16 protein-coding genes are annotated in these 17,195 nt (G+C 60.7%); 12 read left to right on the forward strand and 4 right to left on the reverse strand.

Annotation, left to right across the window (positions count from 1 at the left end; translation table 11 throughout):
* Window positions 1-138: 138 nt before the first annotated feature.
* The 6 genes from PYH37_RS18550 to hflX all read left to right on the forward strand — a co-directional run bounded on the left by PYH37_RS18550 (window position 139) and on the right by hflX (window position 7,906).
* Entirely contained in the window at window positions 139-2,454 is a 2,316-nt protein-coding gene (locus tag PYH37_RS18550; RefSeq protein ID WP_280732918.1) for a sensor histidine kinase NtrY-like, read from the forward strand.
* A complete protein-coding gene (gene ntrX / locus PYH37_RS18555; RefSeq protein ID WP_280732919.1) occupies window positions 2,444-3,808 on the forward strand; it encodes a two-component system response regulator NtrX in 1,365 nt (454 codons plus the stop codon). The genes PYH37_RS18550 and ntrX overlap by 11 nt, the downstream gene beginning before the upstream one ends.
* Before the next feature lie 90 nt (window positions 3,809-3,898).
* Window positions 3,899-5,275, forward strand: a complete 1,377-nt coding sequence (gene trkA, locus PYH37_RS18560; RefSeq protein WP_280732920.1) for a Trk system potassium transporter TrkA — start codon at window positions 3,899-3,901, stop codon at window positions 5,273-5,275.
* Window positions 5,276-5,286: 11 nt separating this feature from the next.
* Window positions 5,287-6,150 carry a D-amino-acid transaminase gene (locus PYH37_RS18565; RefSeq protein ID WP_280732921.1) on the forward strand — a complete coding sequence of 288 codons (864 nt, stop codon included), beginning with the start codon at window positions 5,287-5,289 and terminating at the stop codon, window positions 6,148-6,150.
* 109 nt (window positions 6,151-6,259) lie between these two features.
* Window positions 6,260-6,502 carry an RNA chaperone Hfq gene (hfq, locus tag PYH37_RS18570; RefSeq protein ID WP_112594048.1) on the forward strand — a complete coding sequence of 81 codons (243 nt, stop codon included), beginning with the start codon at window positions 6,260-6,262 and terminating at the stop codon, window positions 6,500-6,502.
* A gap of 6 nt (window positions 6,503-6,508) precedes the next feature.
* Entirely contained in the window at window positions 6,509-7,906 is a 1,398-nt protein-coding gene (hflX, locus tag PYH37_RS18575; protein WP_280732922.1) for a GTPase HflX, read from the forward strand.
* A gap of 24 nt (window positions 7,907-7,930) precedes the next feature.
* Here hflX and mazG read toward each other — a convergent pair whose 3' ends face one another.
* Both mazG and PYH37_RS18585 read right to left on the reverse strand, forming a co-directional pair.
* Window positions 7,931-8,764 carry a nucleoside triphosphate pyrophosphohydrolase gene (mazG, locus tag PYH37_RS18580; protein ID WP_280732923.1) on the reverse strand — a complete coding sequence of 278 codons (834 nt, stop codon included), beginning with the start codon at window positions 8,762-8,764 and terminating at the stop codon, window positions 7,931-7,933.
* A 4-nt stretch (window positions 8,765-8,768) separates the two neighbouring features.
* The gene (locus PYH37_RS18585; RefSeq protein WP_280732924.1) at window positions 8,769-9,356 is read right to left on the reverse strand and encodes a deaminase; all 588 of its coding nucleotides are present in this window, start codon (window positions 9,354-9,356) and stop codon (window positions 8,769-8,771) included.
* Window positions 9,357-9,584: 228 nt separating this feature from the next.
* Here PYH37_RS18585 and cysG point away from each other — a divergent pair, with 228 nt between their 5' ends.
* From cysG to PYH37_RS18610, 5 genes are all read left to right on the forward strand, one after another.
* Window positions 9,585-11,045, forward strand: a complete 1,461-nt coding sequence (gene cysG, locus PYH37_RS18590) for a siroheme synthase CysG (protein WP_280732925.1) — start codon at window positions 9,585-9,587, stop codon at window positions 11,043-11,045.
* 11 nt (window positions 11,046-11,056) lie between these two features.
* Complete coding sequence (locus PYH37_RS18595) at window positions 11,057-11,371, forward strand: DUF2849 domain-containing protein (RefSeq protein ID WP_280732926.1); 315 nt, start codon at window positions 11,057-11,059, stop codon at window positions 11,369-11,371.
* Window positions 11,372-11,385: 14 nt separating this feature from the next.
* A complete protein-coding gene (locus PYH37_RS18600; RefSeq protein WP_280732927.1) occupies window positions 11,386-13,059 on the forward strand; it encodes a nitrite/sulfite reductase in 1,674 nt (557 codons plus the stop codon).
* Between the two features lie 15 nt (window positions 13,060-13,074).
* The gene (locus PYH37_RS18605; protein WP_280732928.1) at window positions 13,075-13,575 is read left to right on the forward strand and encodes a DUF934 domain-containing protein; all 501 of its coding nucleotides are present in this window, start codon (window positions 13,075-13,077) and stop codon (window positions 13,573-13,575) included.
* Between the two features lie 145 nt (window positions 13,576-13,720).
* Window positions 13,721-14,533, forward strand: coding sequence for a ferredoxin--NADP reductase (locus tag PYH37_RS18610; RefSeq protein ID WP_280732929.1), 813 nt, complete (start codon window positions 13,721-13,723; stop codon window positions 14,531-14,533).
* Window positions 14,534-14,672: 139 nt separating this feature from the next.
* Here PYH37_RS18610 and PYH37_RS18615 read toward each other — a convergent pair whose 3' ends face one another.
* Window positions 14,673-15,290, reverse strand: a complete 618-nt coding sequence (locus PYH37_RS18615) for a GntR family transcriptional regulator (protein WP_280732930.1) — start codon at window positions 15,288-15,290, stop codon at window positions 14,673-14,675.
* 91 nt (window positions 15,291-15,381) lie between these two features.
* Here PYH37_RS18615 and PYH37_RS18620 point away from each other — a divergent pair, with 91 nt between their 5' ends.
* A complete protein-coding gene (locus tag PYH37_RS18620; protein WP_280732931.1) occupies window positions 15,382-16,275 on the forward strand; it encodes a dihydrodipicolinate synthase family protein in 894 nt (297 codons plus the stop codon).
* Between the two features lie 134 nt (window positions 16,276-16,409).
* Here PYH37_RS18620 and PYH37_RS18625 read toward each other — a convergent pair whose 3' ends face one another.
* Window positions 16,410-17,186, reverse strand: a complete 777-nt coding sequence (locus PYH37_RS18625) for an amino acid ABC transporter ATP-binding protein (protein ID WP_280732932.1) — start codon at window positions 17,184-17,186, stop codon at window positions 16,410-16,412.
* Window positions 17,187-17,195: the final 9 nt, after the last annotated feature.

The following is a 17,195-nucleotide window of genomic DNA, read 5'->3' on the forward strand; positions in this document are numbered from 1 at the left end:
TGCTATGCAACACCGTTGCATTTTCGCCACAATGCGTTGGTTGAAGGTCCGGTAAGCGTCGATTCGCCAGCGCCTCATCGGAGCCGGTTCACCTGAACCGACGCGTACCGGCATGGATTGGGCCGGGAACGCAGGCGTGTGCCGGTGTCATCTCGCGCCGGTTTGGGGGAAGCATTATTCATGGTGGATGGAATGGCCTTGCCACTGGGCACGGAGGACCGCGTCACGGCTGCCCAGGATCGGCGAGCGTCATTTGCTCTGCCGGGGCTGATGCTGGCTACGGGAGCGCTGATTTGTGCGACCCTGTCGCTGCTCGTCCTTCTTGGGCTTACTCCCATTCGGCCGGAAAGAAACATCGTTATCGCCTGCGCGGGCGTCAACGGCGTCTTCGTGGTCGGTCTGATCTACCTCATCGCCCGCGAAATCCTGCGCCTCCTCAGAGCACGCAGCAAGGGAAGGGCAGCGGCGCGTCTGCATGTGCGTATCGTCGCCTTGTTTTCGATCGTCGCGATAACGCCGGCCATCCTGGTCGCGATTTTCGCCAGTATCACCCTCGACGTCGGGCTCGACCGATGGTTCTCATTGCGCACCCAGGCGATCGTCCGCTCGTCCTTGAACGTCGCGCAGGCCTACGTTCTTGAGAATGCCAGCTATCTCCAGGGGCAGACGGTGTCGATGGCGAACGACCTCGAACGTAACCGGCAGCTCTACAGCCTCGACCGCACCGGATTCATTGAATTGATGACCCGGCAGGCACGAGGTCGGGGAATGCTCGGCGCGTTCCTGGTACGCGCCGACGGCAGCGCCATCCTTCAGGCCAACATCTCGACCGAGCGGCCACTGCCGGCAATTCCCCAGGACGCGCTGAAAAGCACCGTTTCCGGCCAGCCGACGCTCATTCCCCCGGGTGTCACGAATCTCGTGGGAGCGGTCATTCCGCTGGACAACATACCGGGCACGTATCTCTACACGGTCCGCAATGTCGATCCGGAAGTGATGCGGTCGATGCGGCTGATGGAGGAGAACACTGCTGAATACAAGGCGCTGGAGGCCGGGCGGACATCGCTTCAGATCGCCTTCGGCGTCCTTTATATCGGCTTCGCGCTGATCGTGCTGTTGGCGGCGATCTGGACGGCAATTGCCGTGGCCGACCGCATCGTTCGGCCGATTCGGCAGTTGATCGGCGCGGCGGACAGCGTTGCTTCCGGCAATCTCGACGTTGTGGTGCCGGTGCGCGCCGTCGACGGCGACGTCGGAAACCTGTCCCGCACCTTCAACAAGATGGTCACCGAAATTCGCACGCAGCAGGAACAAATTCTGGTGGCGAAGGATGAGGTCGACCATCGCCGCCGCTTCATCGAGGCGGTGCTGTCCGGCGTTACTGCTGCGGTGATCGGCGTCGGCAGGGATCGGCGCATCACGATTGCCAATCCCTCCTCCGAGGAGTTTTTGAGGAAATCGGCGCCCAGTCTGCTCGGAGCAAGCCTCAGCGAAGTCGCGCCGGAGATCGAGGCAGTGCTGGTCGAGGCGGAGAGCCGCTATCGCAACGACTACCGCAAGCAGATCAACATTATGCGCGGCGGAACCGAGCGTACGCTCAACGTACAGGTCACGCGGGAGGAGGGCGACGAATCGCGCGGCTCCTACGTCATCACCATTGACGACATCACCGATCTGGTGATCGCGCAGCGCTCTACTGCCTGGGCAGACGTGGCGCGGCGTATTGCCCACGAGATCAAGAACCCGCTGACGCCGATCCAGCTTTCGGCCGAACGGCTGAAGCGCCGCTACGGCAAGCAGATCAACCAGGAAGACAGGACGGTCTTCGACCAGTGCACGGACACGATCGTGCGCCAGGTGGAGGACATAGGCCGCATGGTCGATGAATTCTCGGCCTTTGCGCGCATGCCGAAGCCGACGAAGGAAAAGTCCGATCTTCGGTCGATTCTGAAGGACGCCGTGTTTTTGCGCGAGATGGGCAACACCCACATCACCTTCGTGCGCGATTTCGGCGACGAGCCGCTGGAGGGCCAGTTCGACAGCCGCATGCTCGGCCAGGCTTTCGGCAACATCGTCAAGAATGCGGTGGAGGCGATCGAAGCAGTGCCGGGCGAAACGGGGCGCGGAGCGCCGACAATTGTCGTTCGGTCCCGCCGCGATAGCACGTCCGGCCGTTTCGTCGTCGACGTCGTTGACAACGGCAAGGGGCTTCCGACCGAGAATCGGCACCGAATTCTGGAGCCGTATATGACCATGCGCGAAAAAGGCACGGGGCTCGGTCTCGCAATCGTCAAGAAAATCATCGAGGACCATGGGGGACAACTGGAACTGCACGACGCGCCGGCCGATTTCGACGGCGGCGTCGGGGCGATGATCCGGGTGATCCTGCCGCCCGCCGGCGAAGCCGTGGGCGAGAATACTTTAAAGGATAAGGGAAATACCAATGGCGGCTGATATTCTGGTTGTGGACGATGAGGAAGATATCCGCGAGATCGTCTCGGGAATCCTGTCGGACGAAGGCCACGAGACGCGGACGGCTTTCGACAGCGACAGCGCGCTTGCGGCGATCAACGATCGTGTGCCGCGACTGGTTTTTTTGGACATATGGATGCAGGGTAGCCGCCTCGACGGGCTGGCGCTTCTCGACGAAATCAAGGGGCGTCATCCGGACCTGCCGGTGGTGATGATTTCCGGTCATGGCAATATCGAAACGGCTGTCTCCGCCATCAAGCGCGGTGCCTATGATTTTATCGAGAAGCCCTTCAAAGCAGACAGGCTCATTCTGATCGCCGAACGGGCCTTGGAAAATTCCAAGCTCAAGCGCGAGGTTTCCGAACTGAAGAGAAAGTCCGGCGATCCGGTGGAACTCATCGGAACCTCCGTCGCCGTCTCGCAGCTACGCCAGACGATCGAGAAAGTGGCGCCGACCAACAGCCGGATCATGATCCAGGGACCCTCCGGTGCCGGCAAGGAACTCGTGGCGCGCATGATGCACCGCAAGTCCGCCCGCGCGTCCGGCCCCTTCGTTGCGCTGAACGCGGCCGCGATTACGCCGGATCGCATGGAGATCGCTCTTTTCGGCACCGAGGGCACGGCCGGCCAGCCGCGCCGGACGGGCGCGCTGGAGGAGGCGCATGGCGGCATCCTCTATCTCGACGAAATCGGCGAAATGCCGCGGGAAACACAGAACAAGATTCTGCGCGTGCTTGTCGATCAGCAATTCGAAAGGGTCGGCGGCTCGAAGCGCGTCAAGGTCGATGTGCGCATCATCTCCTCGACCGCCTACAATCTTGAAAACATGATTTCCGAAGGTCTCTTCCGCGAGGACCTGTTCCACCGGCTCGCGGTGATTCCGGTGCGTGTCCCGGCCTTGGCCGAGCGGCGCGAAGACATTCCCTTCCTCGTCGATATGTTCATGCGCCAGATTAGCGAGCAGGCGGGCATTCGGCCGCGCAAGATCGGCGAGGATGCGTTGGCCGTTCTGCAGGCGCATGACTGGCCGGGCAATATCCGTCAGTTGCGTAACAACATCGAACGGCTGATGATTCTCGCCCGCAGCGACGGGCCGGATACGCCGATCACCGCAGACATGCTGCCGACCGAGGTGGGGGACACGCTGCCGAAGATTTCCGCTCAGGGCGACCACCATATCATGACCCTGCCGCTGCGCGAGGCTCGCGAAATGTTCGAGCGTGATTATCTGATCGCCCAAATCAACCGATTTGGCGGGAATATCTCGCGCACCGCAGAATTCGTAGGCATGGAGCGCTCCGCTCTTCATCGAAAACTGAAGTCTTTGGGCGTCTGAGCTGTAACGGAATACGAAAGAGAGCGGCAAGCGGCTTTCGGGCAGCATGCGTCCTGATTTGCAATCCTGTCCCAGGATGAGGGTACGACGGTGAAAGTGATCATATGCGGGGCGGGGCAGGTCGGTTACGGCATCGCCGAGCGGCTGTCGCAGGAGGGTAACGACGTCTCGGTCATCGACACCTCGGCCGCGCTCATCGCCTATATAACCGAGACCCTGGATGTACGCGGTTATGTCGGCCATGGAGCGCATCCGGACGTGCTGGCCAAAGCCGGCGCTGACCAGGCGGACATGATCATCGCGGTGACCCTCTATGACGAGGTAAACATCGTCGCCTGCGAAGTGGCGCATGCGATCTTCAATGTGCCGACGAAGATTGCCCGCATTCGTGCGCAGAACTATCTCGCGCCCGAGTATTCCGACCTGTTTTCGCGCGAAAACGTACCGATCGATGTAACGATCTCGCCGGAGATCGAGGTCGGGCGCCTTGTCCTCCGCCGCATTTCCTTTCCCGGTGCGACCGACGTGGTTCGTTTCGCCGAGGACCGCATCGCGATGGTCGCGATCGAATGCATGGAAGATTGCCCGGTCGTCGACACGCCCTTGCAGCAACTGAGCGAACTCTTCCCTGACCTGCTCGCGACCGTCACCGGCATTTTCCGGGACGGCAAGTTGATCGTTCCGCATTCGTCCGACCAGCTCCAGACCGGAGATCTCGCCTATGTCGTCTGCGATCGCGACCACGCTCGCCGCACCTTGGCGCTCTTCGGGCATGAAGAGCAGGAGGCGCGCCGGATCATTATTCTTGGCGGCGGCAACATCGGCTACTTCGTCGCCCGCACCATCGAGGAACACCAACCCCGCGTGCGGGTCAAACTCATCGAAAACGATCGCGACCGTGCTGTGCTTTTGGCCGACAAGCTGAGCAACACCGTGGTTCTGCACGGCTCTGCCATGGATCAGAGAATTCTGATGCAAGCCGACGTTCAGGACGCCGATCTCGTGGTTGCGCTGACAAACAACGACCAGATCAACATTCTCGGCAGCATGATGGCGAAGCAGCTCGGGACGAAATCGACCCTGGTCTTGATCAACGAGCCTGCTTATCAGGATTTCGCCGGCGCGGCCGGTGTCGATGCGCATATCAATCCCCGGGCGGTGACGATTTCCCGCGTGCTGCAGCACGTCCGCAAGGGCCGCATCCGGTCGGTCTATGCCGTGCAGAAGGGCATGGCGGAGGTGATCGAGGCGGACGCGCTCGAGACGTCGCCTCTGGTCGGCACGGTTTTGCGTGAGCTTGAACTGCCTGACGGCATCCGCATCGGTGCGATCTATCGCGACAAGACGTTTGTTCGACCCGACGGCAACACGAAGATCAAGGCGAAGGATCGCGTGGTGCTCCTCGCCTCCGCCGAAGCCGTGCGCGACGTCCAGCAGCTTTTCCGAGTGAGTATCCAGTATTTCTGAGGCCGCCATCCATGCCAAGAATAGCTTATGTCAACGGCGCTTACGTGCCCCACTCCGAGGCCGCCATTCATGTGGAGGATCGGGGGTACCAGTTCGCAGACGGTGTTTACGAGGTCTGCGAGGTGCGGCACGGCTTTATCGTCGACCTTAGCCGTCATCTGGATCGTCTCGACAGATCCTTGAAGGAGCTGCGGATCTGCTGGCCGATGAGCCGGCGGGCCCTGGTTCATGTCATTCGCGAAGTGCTGCGCCGGAACCGGGTGCGCAACGGGCTTTTTTATCTGCAGGTGACGCGCGGGGTTGCGCGCCGTGACCATGTTTTCCCGGCCAATGACACGCCGCCGTCGATCGTCGTCACGGCCAAGCGGACGGATGCCGCCGCGATTGCCAGGAAAAACGCCGACGGCATTTCGGCAATAACCGTTCCGGAAAACCGTTGGGATCGGGTGGACATCAAATCTGTGGGTCTTCTGCCAAACGTTCTCGCGCGTCAGAAGGCGAAGGAACTGGGAGCGCAGGAGGCGATCTTCGTCGATGCGGATGGCACGGTCAAAGAGGGGGCGGCCACGAATGTCTGGATCGTCGACCGCGACGGCATTCTTCGCACGCGCCCGGCAGACCATGGAATTTTGCGCGGCATAACCCGCACGACTCTGATGGACGTCGCCAAGCCTCTGGGCCTCAAGATCGAGGAGAGGGCGTTTTCGGTCGACGAGATGCTCTCGGCGCGCGAGGTATTCATCACGGCAGCAACCAGCATCTGCTTTCCGGTCGTTTCCATCGACGGAAGGACCATCGGCAATGGCCATCCAGGAAGCATAGCACAGAATATTCGTGAAGCCTTTTTCGACGTTGCGGAAAAGACATTGATTTGATACCAAACTTGGAGAGGTGTCGGGGAAGGCTACTGTGACGCCTCGAATCGCAGAATTTGACAAAATGCACCGGTGAAAAAAGGCCGGCAAATAAGAAAGAAGCGGCGCGATGGCGGAACGTTCTCAAAACTTGCAGGATCTCTTTCTCAATACGGTCCGCAAGCAAAAGATTTCTTTGACGATTTTTCTCATCAACGGCGTAAAGCTGACTGGTGTTGTGACATCGTTTGACAATTTCTGTGTCCTGTTGCGCCGCGACGGCCATTCGCAGCTTGTCTACAAGCACGCCATCTCGACGATCATGCCGGGTCAACCGCTGCAAATGTTCGAGAACGAAGAATCCGCATCCTGACGGAGCGTGAGGAACATTACCAAACGTGATTCAAAATCGTCGTCGATCATTCCGGAGCCGGAAAAGCCCCGCGATGATATGCGCGCGGTTGTCGTCGTTCCGGTTCTGAAGAAGGCCGGCAAGGCATCCTCCGACGTTTTGTCCGCGACCGCGAGCCGCTCCGACGAGAGCCGGCTGGAGGAGGCTACGGGCCTTGCCCTGGCGATCGATCTCGACGTGGTGCGTGGCATGATCGTTCCGGTGGCGCAGCCGAAGCCCGGTACGCTGCTCGGCAGCGGTAAGATCGAGGAGATCGGCCATATCCTCAACGAACAGGATGCGGGACTTGTCATCGTCGACCACCCGCTGACACCGGTCCAGCAGCGCAACCTCGAGAAGGAATGGAACGCCAAGGTCATCGACCGGACGGGCCTCATTCTCGAAATCTTCGGTCGCCGCGCCTCCACCAAGGAAGGCACGCTTCAGGTCGATCTCGCGCATCTCAACTATCAGAAGGGCCGGCTGGTCCGAAGCTGGACCCACCTTGAGCGCCAGCGCGGCGGTGCCGGCTTCATGGGCGGCCCGGGTGAAACGCAGATCGAAGCCGACCGTCGCCTGCTGCAGGAGAAGATCGTCCGGCTGGAGCGCGAACTGGAGCAGGTGCGGCGCACCCGGCAGCTGCATCGTGCGAAGCGCAAGAAAGTGCCGCATCCGATCGTGGCGCTGGTCGGCTACACCAACGCCGGCAAGTCGACGCTCTTCAACCGGATGACAGGGGCGGGAGTGCTGGCCGAAGACATGCTTTTCGCGACGCTTGATCCGACGCTCCGGCGCCTGAAGTTGCCGCACGGGCGGATGGTCATTCTGTCCGATACGGTCGGTTTCATCTCCGATCTGCCGACGCACCTCGTAGCAGCATTCCGCGCGACGCTCGAAGAGGTTCTGGAAGCCGACCTGATCCTGCATGTGCGCGATCTTTCCGATCCGGACAACCAGGCGCAGGCCGGCGACGTGCTGCGCATCCTCGCCGATCTCGGCATTGACGAGAAGGAAGGGGCGGAGCGCATTCTGGAGGTCTGGAACAAGATCGACAAACTCGAGCCGGATGTTCGCGAGGCGCTGGTGAAGAAGGCGGCGAGCGCCGACAACACGGTTGCTGTTTCCGCGATTTCAGGTGAGGGCGTCGATGAACTGCTTTTTGAAATCGGCCGGCGGCTCTCGGGAGTTTTGACGGAGTGCACCGTCGCGCTCGGCCTGGATCAGTTGCAACTCCTGCCCTGGGTCTATGAGCACGCGATCGTCGACGGACGCGAGGACCTCGAAGACGGAAGGGTCAGTCTCGATCTTCGTCTGACTGAGGGAGAGGCCGCCGAGCTCGAAAGACGGCTGGGCAACGGGCCGAAACCGGTCGAAGAGGACTGGTGAGCTTATTGACGTAACGGCATGCCGTTACGTCAACTGACGCTCTATTGCCTTGGCGGCTTGCCAAAGTTCTTCCATGCGCTCCAGAGATGCAGCATCGAGCGTCTCGCCACCTGCTTGCAATTCCTGTTCGATATGTCCGAAGCGGCGTCGGAATTTGGTATTGGTGCCGCGCAGCGCCATTTCCGGATCTGTGCCGACGTGACGGCCGATGTTGACAAGCGCGAAGATCAGGTCGCCCAATTCATCCGCGATCTTGCGCTGGTCGCCATCCTTCAGCGCGTGCCGCAGCTCGGCGATCTCCTCCTCTATCTTGTCGAGGATCGGCTCCGGCTCCGACCAGTCGAATCCGACCTTCGCTGCACGCTCCTGCAGCTTCAGGGCCTCGACGAGCGCCGGAAAGCTCCGCTGCACCGAACCCAGATGACCGCTATTCGCCTCCTGCGGCACTCCGCGCCGCATCCGCCGCGCCTGCCGGTCGGCCTTTTCGGCCTGCTTTATCTCTTCCCATTGCAGCTTGACCGCCTCGGGCGTATCAGCATCGGAGCGGGCAAAGACATGCGGATGGCGGCGGATCATCTTGCGGGTGATCGCTTCGACGACATCGCCGAAAGCGAACTCGCCCGCCTCTTCCGCTATACGCGCATGAAAGACCACCTGCAGCAGCAGATCTCCGAGCTCATCGCAGAGATCGTCCATGTCGTGACGTTCGATCGCGTCGGCGACTTCGTAGGCTTCCTCGATCGTGTAGGGCTTTATCGTCTCGAAGGTCTGAACGATATCCCAGGGGCAGCCGGTCTCCGGATGACGAAGGGCGGCCATGATCTCCAGCAGGTGTTGTATGTCGCGGGAAGATTCCATCGGTTCAGTTCAGCGGTATTTCGTTGTTGTTCTTGCCCGCCTGATAGGTTTCGGACAGGCGACTGTAATGCTCACGGATGCGGGCGTCCTGCGCCGCGAGCCGTTCCTTCGTTTCCGCATCGGCATCGCGCGCCAGCGCCGCTACCGATCCCGACTTCCAGAAAGCGTTTTCCCGGGCGTAACCGCCGGGCCCCAGCCGGAAGACTTCCTTCAGGATCTTCAGGTCGTGCGGGATCGAGAAACTATCGCGCGAGTCCTCGTGGCTGAAGAAATAGTAGAAATTGTCGAAACCCGCCCAGGTGATCGCGGAAAGGCACATTGAGCAAGGCTCATGAGTGGAAAGGAAGATCAATTCGCGCGTGTCCGGCCTCTCGGCCATCTCGTAGAAGCGCTTGAGCGTGTGGACCTCACCGTGCCACAGCGGGTTTTCTGTCTCGTTGTTGGTTTCGGCAAGGACCAGCGAGAGATCCGATTTGCGCAGGATTGCAGCGCCAAATACCTTGTTGCCGGCGGCCACCCCCTTTTCGGTCAGAGGCAATATGTCGTTTTCAATGACCGTCAGCAGGCGCTCGGCCAATTCGGTTTGCTTCATCTCTGCAGTCTCCCGCGCATATCTGCCGCATTTAACGGAGGTCGGTCGATCGGCGCAATGGCCTAACGCCGCCTCGTCGCGCAGTGCTTCGGAGATATTTGCTCAAAAAGATAGGCTGTCGAGCAAAACAATACGTGGCCGTAAAAGCATTGAAATTTCTGTTTCTTCAATTGTTGCCGGCTATGGAGGATATTCGCCGCAGCCTGTAGAAGGAGCCGCTCTCTCGATATGTCGCAGCAATTGTCCGTTTTCCCGGCATTTTTTCGCGTTGCGCAGAAAAGCGTGGCGGTGTTCGGCAATGGAGATGAGGCTTTCGCCAAGGTACGGTTGTTGCTGAACACCGAGGCGCGCATTGTGGTCTATGCGGATGCGCCAGAGGCGGCCTTCGAGACTTTTCTGAAGACCAAGAGCATCGAGACTGTTCGAGAGCCTTTTGCACCGCACCAGGTCGACGGTGCAACGCTCGTCTTTGCCGCGACCGGGGATGCCGCCGCCGACAGGGAGATTGTTGGGGCGGCACGCGAGAGAAAAATTCCCGCGAATGCCGTCGACCAGCCGGATTATTGCGATTTTCTGACGCCTGCGCTCGTCAATCGCGCGCCAGTCGCTGTCGCGATCGGCACGGAAGGGGCAGGGCCGGTTCTTGCCCAGATGATCCGTGCGCAGGTCGACCAATTGCTGTCGCCATCGCTGGGTATAGTCGCATCTTTGGCGGCGGGCTACCGCGATGCCGTCGATCGATTCGTGCCGCGCGGGGTAGCGCGCCGGGTCTTCTGGCGGCGGTTCTTCTCTGGGCCGGTGGCGGACCATGTCGCACGTGGCGATATCGCCTCGGCCCGCCGTGAGGCGTCGCGGCTACTCGACGCGGCCGATCATGTCTCCGGGCATGTCTGGCTGGTGGGAGCCGGTCCCGGAGCCGAGGATCTCCTGACGCTCAGGGCCCAGCGGGTGATGATGGAGGCCGACGCGATCGTTTACGACGCGCTGGTGCCGCAGGCGATCGTCGATATGGGCCGTCGCGATGCTGAGCGCCTTTCGGTTGGCAAGCGCAAGGGCTGCCATACGAAGTCGCAGGACGAGATCAATCAATTGCTGGTGAAGCTCGCCGGCGAAGGCAAACGCGTTGTCCGGCTGAAGTCCGGCGATCCGCTGATCTTCGGGCGCGCCGGCGAAGAGATGGCCGCCCTGCGGGAAGCCGGCATCAGCTATGAGATCGTGCCCGGCATCACTTCCGCATTCGCCGCAGCGGCCGATTTCGAGTTGCCTCTCACGCTCCGAGGCGTGGCGTCGTCCTTGGTCTTTACCACAGGGCACGACCTTGCCGGCGATGTGCTGCCGGACTGGGCGCGGCTTGCCGTTTCGGGCGCTACGATTGCGGTCTATATGGGGCGCACGGTAGCGGCCTCCGTTGCCGGCCGGCTCATGCAGGCAGGGCTTCCGCCGGAGACAACCGTGGCGGTGATCGAGAACGCCAGCCGCGCCGAGCGGCGGCTGCTGCACGGGACGCTTCGCGACCTGCCCGATCTTGAGAGCCGCAGTGAACTCGACGGTCCGGTCATGGTGATCATCGGTGATGCGGTTGCCGGCGCGAATTTCAACCGGTCGGAGCCGCTCGCTGCCGGCCGACGTAAAGGCGCCGATGCTAGGGATGCCGCGGCAGCGAAACAACCAGAACAGATTTGGAATTGAGGACGACGGGAATGGTGGACAAGGTTTTGACGGCAAATCGCCTTTCGGATGGCATATCCGTCTGGCTTGACGCCTCCGGCAACTGGGGCGAGTCCCTTCAGGACGCCTTCGTCGCTCGCCACGCCGAGGCGGTCGCATCACTTGAAGCGACCGGCAAACGCTCTTTCGAGGACAACAAGGTCGTCGACGTCAATGTCGTCGACGTGGAAGAGGTGGACGGAATACTCCGCCCGCTCAGAATGCGCGAGCGGATCCGGGCCGAGGGTCCGTCGATTGTCTATGCGCCTGGATATCATGGGCTTTCCGCCCCTAAGAATGCTGCCTGAGGACCTGAGGACCCATGTACCGTTACGACGAATTCGACCACGCCTTCGTTTCCGCACGCGTCGAGCAGTTCCGCGACCAGGTCCAGCGGCGCTTGTCCGGTGAACTGGCTGAGGATGCCTTCAGGCCTCTGCGCCTGATGAACGGTGTCTATCTGCAGCTTCATGCCTACATGCTCCGCGTCGCCATTCCCTATGGCACGCTGTCGAGCCGCCAGATGCGCATGCTCGCCCATATCGCCCGCAAGTACGATCGCGGCTACGGTCATTTCACCACGCGCCAGAACATCCAGTACAATTGGCCGCGCCTTTCCGACACACCGGACATCCTCCAGGAACTGGCAAGCGTCGAGATGCATGCGCTGCAAACCTCCGGCAACTGCATTCGCAATGTGACCGCGGACCATTTCGCTGGCGCTGCTGCCGACGAAGTCGCCGATCCGCGTCCCTACGCGGAGATCCTCCGGCAGTGGTCGAGCGTGCATCCCGAATTCTCGTTCCTGCCGCGCAAGTTCAAGATCGCCGTGACCGGCGCGGAGCGAGATCGCGCGGCCATCCAGGTGCATGACATCGGGCTGCATCTGAAGAAGGACGAAAACGGCAAGCTTGGCTTTGCTGTCTATGTCGGCGGCGGGCAGGGCCGGACGCCGATGATCGCCAAGAAGATCCGAGAATTTCTGCCGGAAGAGGATCTGCTGTCCTATACGACGGCGATCATGCGCGTCTACAATCTGCACGGTCGCCGGGACAACAAGTACAAGGCGCGCATCAAGATTCTCGTTCATGAGACCGGTACGGAAGAGCTGGCGCGCCAGGTCGAGGTCGAGTTCGCCAATCTCAAGGACACCGAGCTAAAACTCCCCGATGCCGACATCCAGGCGATCTCCGCTTACTTCGCCCCGGCCGCGCTCCCCAATCGCCCGGAGGGCTGGGGCAATCTTGCCCGTTGGAAAAAGGCTGATCCGGAGTTCGCCAATTGGGTTGGCCAGAACGTCCAGCCGCACAAGCATCCGGACTATGGCATGGTGACGATCTCGCTGAAGCCGATCGGCGGTATCCCTGGGGACGCGAGCGACGGGCAGATGGAAGCGGTCGCCGACATCGCCGATGAATACGCCTCCGACGAGATCCGCGTCAGCCATGAGCAAAACCTCATCCTGCCGCATGTGGCGCTCGCCGACCTCGAGCCGGTCTATCGCGCGCTTGTTGCTGCAGGCCTCGCCACGGCCAATGCCGGCCTGATCACCGATATCATCGCCTGTCCCGGCCTTGATTATTGCGCGCTCGCCAATGCACGCTCCATTCCGGTCGCCCAGGAGATTTCAGGCCGTTTCGGTTCGCCCGAACGGCAGGCCGAGATCGGCGAACTCAAGATCAAGATTTCCGGCTGCATCAATGCCTGCGGACACCATCACGTCGGCCACATCGGTCTTCTGGGGGTCGAAAAGAAGGGCGCCGAACTCTACCAGATCACGCTTGGCGGGTCCGGAGACGAGAATACGTCGATCGGTGAGATCATCGGCCGCGGTTTTGAACCGGAAAAAGTGACGGATGCCGTGGAGACGATCGTCGACACCTATCTCGGCCTGCGCCGGGACAAGGCGGAGACCTTCCTGGAAGCCTATCGCCGGGTCGGGCCACAGCCTTTCAAGGACGCACTCTATGGCGGCAGCGCTCAGGAAGCCGCTTGAAGCACGGATGAGAAGATGACGAAAATCTGGAAAGAAACCGGCTTCGTGAACGATGACCCCTGGGTCGTCGAAACCGACGAGGCAAAGGCCGGATCGAACGAAAAGGCGATACTCGGCCTGGATGCCTTCCTGGAAGCGGCTGCGGCAAGCGGTGCCTCCGGGCTCGGAGTGCTGATTGCCCCCGCGGATGATGCGACCCGCATCGCCCCCTATCTCGACCGGATAGCGCTGGTGGCGGTTGCATTTCCTGCCTTCAATGACGGCCGCGCCTTCAGTCATGCTTCGCTGCTGCGCACGCGCATCGGCTTTGAGGGGGAGATCCGAGCTGTCGGCGATGTGCTGATCGATCAGATCCCGCTGATGCTGCGTTGTGGCATCGACAGCTTCGCCATAACGAACGCAACCGCGATCAAGCGGCTCTCCGAGGGGCGCCTGCCGGGTATTGCCAATCACTACCAACCGACGGCAAGGCCCTCCGTTGATGCAAAATCCTACAGCTGGCGCCGCGTTTCTTAAAAGGGATGCGGCCGCGACAGTGTGAAGCAAGCCGAAATCCCCGAAAAGGACTATATTTGGAAGGGAATTCCTTCCAATTTGGTGTGGCTTGGAATATCCGCTTATACTTGATAGACACGGTCACGATTACAGGACTGAAGCCACGATGAATGCTCCGGCAAAAACGGAAGATTTCGCGATCCAGGCACCGGCGGGCGTCTACGTCGAAACGGTCACGAGTGTCACTCATTATACGGACCGGCTCTTCCGCTTCCGCATGACCCGTCCTCAGGAGTTTCGCTTCCGATCGGGCGAATTCGCCATGATCGGCCTCATGGTCGGGGACAAGCCTGTCTACCGGGCCTATTCGATCGCGAGCCCGGCATGGGACGAGGAACTCGAGTTCTTCTCGATCAAGGTTCCGGATGGCCCTCTGACCTCGCATCTACAGAAGATCAAGCCCGGCGACCAGGTTCTGATGCGCAAGAAGCCCACCGGCACCCTGGTGCTCGATGCGCTCGTGCCCGGCCGCAGGCTCTACATGTTCTCGACCGGCACGGGCATCGCTCCTTTTGCGAGCCTTATCCGCGATCCGGAAACCTACGAGAAATTCGAGGAGGTTATCCTCACCCACACCTGCCGCGATGTGGCGGAACTGAAATACGGCTTCGACCTCGTCGATGAGATTCGCAATCACGAGTTCCTGAACGAAATCGTCGGCGACAAGCTTCGTCATTACGCGACGGTGACGCGCGAGGATTATCCCTTCAAGGGCCGGATCACCGACCTGATGACCAATCGCAAGTTCTTCGCGGACCTCGGTCTGCCGTCGTTCGATCCGGCCATCGATCGCGGCATGATCTGCGGTTCGACGGCGATGCTGAAGGACACCAAGGAAATTCTCGAGGCAGCCGGCCTGACGGAAGGTGCCAACAACAAGCCTGCCGAATTCGTCATTGAGCGCGCTTTCGTCGGCTGAGACGATGGACTGGACTCCCGTTCAAGGAAGCGGCGTATCCTGGATGCGCCTCTTTTCGTCGGGAGTGCCCGGCATAGAGCCGGAGCATCATCTTAGGCTTCCGCGCCCTGTCGCTCTGACGTGAGCGGTAGTAAACGGCTCACGTCTCCGCCATGTAGTCCATCAGTCCGGACATGGCGGCGGCAGCCCCGGCGGCATCGGCCCTTTGGATTGCGTGCATCACCTTCACGTGCCGCTCTACCGATTCCTTCATCTTTCGCGGTGAAGCGGTTGCAAACCACAAGCGGCGTGCATGGGTTTGCAGCGGCGCGAGTGCGGCCGTCAGGAACCTGTTCGGGCAGGCATCTTCCATGATCTCGTCGAACGCTTTGTCCGCGACGAGAAATCCTTCCATATCGCCGCTATCCGAGCAGTCGATCATCTGCTGCGCGCAATCGATCATCGATTGTCTGGCTTCGGCACTGGCATGCTCCGCCACAAGGGCCGCCGCCAAGGGCTCCAGTTGTCGACGCGTCTGCATGACGTGGGCCTGATCCTCAGGTCGGATCGTCGTAATCTGCAGCCCCACGCGCGGGCGGATTTCGATCAGGCCCTGCCAGGCAAGCTTCTGGATCGCTTCGCGAACGGGTGTTCGGCCATGGTTGGCGAGTTCGAGGAGCTGGCGCTCGGTGACGAGCGTTCCCGGCTTCAGCTTTAATGTAACGATAAGGCGTTCGAGCGCCAGATAGGCGAGGTGGGACTGAGACTGGCTTGCCATGGGCATCCTGATGTTCTGATATATCAGAGATTGACACAGTTTCGAAATGGTGGCAAGTAAACCTGATATATCAGCCCAAAGGAGGCCAATCATGTGGCGCGGCGTATTTCCGGCAGTTACCACGAAGTTCACGATTGAGGGCGACCTCGACAAGCGGGAGATGGAGCGCTGTTTTGCGCTGCAGTTTGAGGCCGGCGCCGACGGCATGATCGTCTGCGGTTCGCTCGGCGAAAACATGACGCTGGAGCCGGACGAGAAGATCGAGATCCTGAAGATCGCCAAATCGGTCGCCAGTGGCAAGCCGGTCTTGATGACGGTTTGCGAAAGCGCGACCCGCCGCGGCGAGACAGCGGCAAAGGCTGCGGCAAAGGCCGGTGCCGATGGTCTTATGGTTCTACCGGGCGTCCCCTACAAATCCGCGCCGGCCGAAACGCTCGCTCACGTCCAGAGCATTGCCGCCGCCGGCGGTCTGCCGATCATGGTCTATAACAATCCCGTCGCCTACGGCGTCGACGTGACGCTTTCGATGTTCGACGAGTTGGCGAAGAACGATCTCGTCGTTGCGATGAAGGAATCGACCGACGACATCCGTCGCATCACGGAGGTGCTGACGCGGTTCGGGGACCGCTTCGATTGCTTCACCGGCGTCGACAATCTTGCGCTCGAAAGCTTGCTGATGGGCGCGCATGGCTGGGTCGCCGGCCTTGTCGTGGCCTTTCCGAAGGAAACGGTTGCCATTTGGAAGCTCGTTCAGGCCGGCCGGCTCGAAGAGGCGAGGGTTATCTACCGCTGGTTCCGGCCGCTCCTCGACCTCGATGTCTCCACCAATCTCGTGCAGAATATCAAGCTCGCCGAAGTATTTGCGATCGGCTCCAACGATCGCGTCCGCGCACCCCGCCTGCCGCTTGCGGGCGTCGAGCGCCAGCGTGTGCAGGGTATCATCGAAGCCGCTCTTGCCAAGCGTCCGACGCTGCCGGTCCTCTGACGGATTCCGCGACCGATCATGAGGCGGGTCCACCATTTTTGCGTAGCGTCGTCCCGTGTGACGGTTTCATGTAGTTAAAAACGAAACGGCCCGCCTCTTGAGCGGGCCGTTTCGTATGAGCGTGTATTCTGATGTCAGTGCAGGATCTGGCTGAGGAACAGCTTGGTGCGCTCATGCCGCGGATTGTCGAAGAATTCAGCCGGCGAATTCTGCTCGACGATCTGGCCTTGGTCCATGAATATCACGCGGTGGGCGACCTGGCGGGCAAAACCCATTTCGTGGGTGACGCAGAGCATCGTCATGCCTTCTTCGGCGAGGCCGACCATCGTATCGAGCACTTCCTTGATCATTTCCGGGTCGAGCGCCGAAGTCGGCTCGTCGAAAAGCATGATCTTCGGATTCATGCAGAGCGAACGGGCAATCGCGACGCGCTGCTGCTGGCCGCCCGAAAGCTGGCCCGGATATTTGTGGGCCTGCTCGGGAATCTTGACGCGCTTGAGGAAATGCATCGCGACTTCCTCGGCCTGCTTCTTCGGCATCTTGCGCACCCAGATCGGTGCCAGCGTGCAGTTTTCCAGGATCGTCAAGTGCGGGAAGAGGTTGAAGTGCTGGAAGACCATGCCGACTTCGCGGCGCACCTCGTCGATCTTCTTCAGGTCGTTGGTGAGTTCGATGCCGTCGACAACGATCTTGCCCTTCTGGTGCTCCTCGAGCCGGTTGATGCAGCGGATCATCGTCGATTTGCCGGAACCGGACGGGCCGGCAATGACGATGCGCTCGCCGCGCATCACCTTGAGATTGATGTCGCGCAGCACGTGGAAATCACCGTACCACTTGTTCATGCCGGTGATTTCGATCGCGACATCCGTCGTCGAGACGGTCATTTTTGAAGCAGTGGCGTCGTGTGCCATATGTTTCCC

Source organism: Sinorhizobium numidicum, from assembly GCF_029892045.1.
In the GTDB taxonomy this organism is placed as follows: domain Bacteria; phylum Pseudomonadota; class Alphaproteobacteria; order Rhizobiales; family Rhizobiaceae; genus Sinorhizobium; species Sinorhizobium numidicum.

Coding starts and splice junctions, on each gene's coding strand:
- PYH37_RS18585 (WP_280732924.1), bottom strand. CDS start 9,356: ATGAAGCAAACCGAATTGGCCGAGCGCCTGCTGACGGTCATTGAAAAC.
- PYH37_RS18600 (WP_280732927.1), top strand. CDS start 11,386: ATGTACCGTTACGACGAATTCGACCACGCCTTCGTTTCCGCACGCGTC.
- PYH37_RS18625 (WP_280732932.1), bottom strand. CDS start 17,186: ATGGCACACGACGCCACTGCTTCAAAAATGACCGTCTCGACGACGGAT.
- PYH37_RS18620 (WP_280732931.1), top strand. CDS start 15,382: ATGTGGCGCGGCGTATTTCCGGCAGTTACCACGAAGTTCACGATTGAG.
- PYH37_RS18605 (WP_280732928.1), top strand. CDS start 13,075: ATGACGAAAATCTGGAAAGAAACCGGCTTCGTGAACGATGACCCCTGG.
- hfq (WP_112594048.1), top strand. CDS start 6,260: ATGGCGGAACGTTCTCAAAACTTGCAGGATCTCTTTCTCAATACGGTC.
- mazG (WP_280732923.1), bottom strand. CDS start 8,764: ATGGAATCTTCCCGCGACATACAACACCTGCTGGAGATCATGGCCGCC.
- PYH37_RS18615 (WP_280732930.1), bottom strand. CDS start 15,290: ATGGCAAGCCAGTCTCAGTCCCACCTCGCCTATCTGGCGCTCGAACGC.
- PYH37_RS18610 (WP_280732929.1), top strand. CDS start 13,721: ATGAATGCTCCGGCAAAAACGGAAGATTTCGCGATCCAGGCACCGGCG.
- PYH37_RS18565 (WP_280732921.1), top strand. CDS start 5,287: ATGCCAAGAATAGCTTATGTCAACGGCGCTTACGTGCCCCACTCCGAG.
- ntrX (WP_280732919.1), top strand. CDS start 2,444: ATGGCGGCTGATATTCTGGTTGTGGACGATGAGGAAGATATCCGCGAG.
- cysG (WP_280732925.1), top strand. CDS start 9,585: ATGTCGCAGCAATTGTCCGTTTTCCCGGCATTTTTTCGCGTTGCGCAG.
- PYH37_RS18595 (WP_280732926.1), top strand. CDS start 11,057: ATGGTGGACAAGGTTTTGACGGCAAATCGCCTTTCGGATGGCATATCC.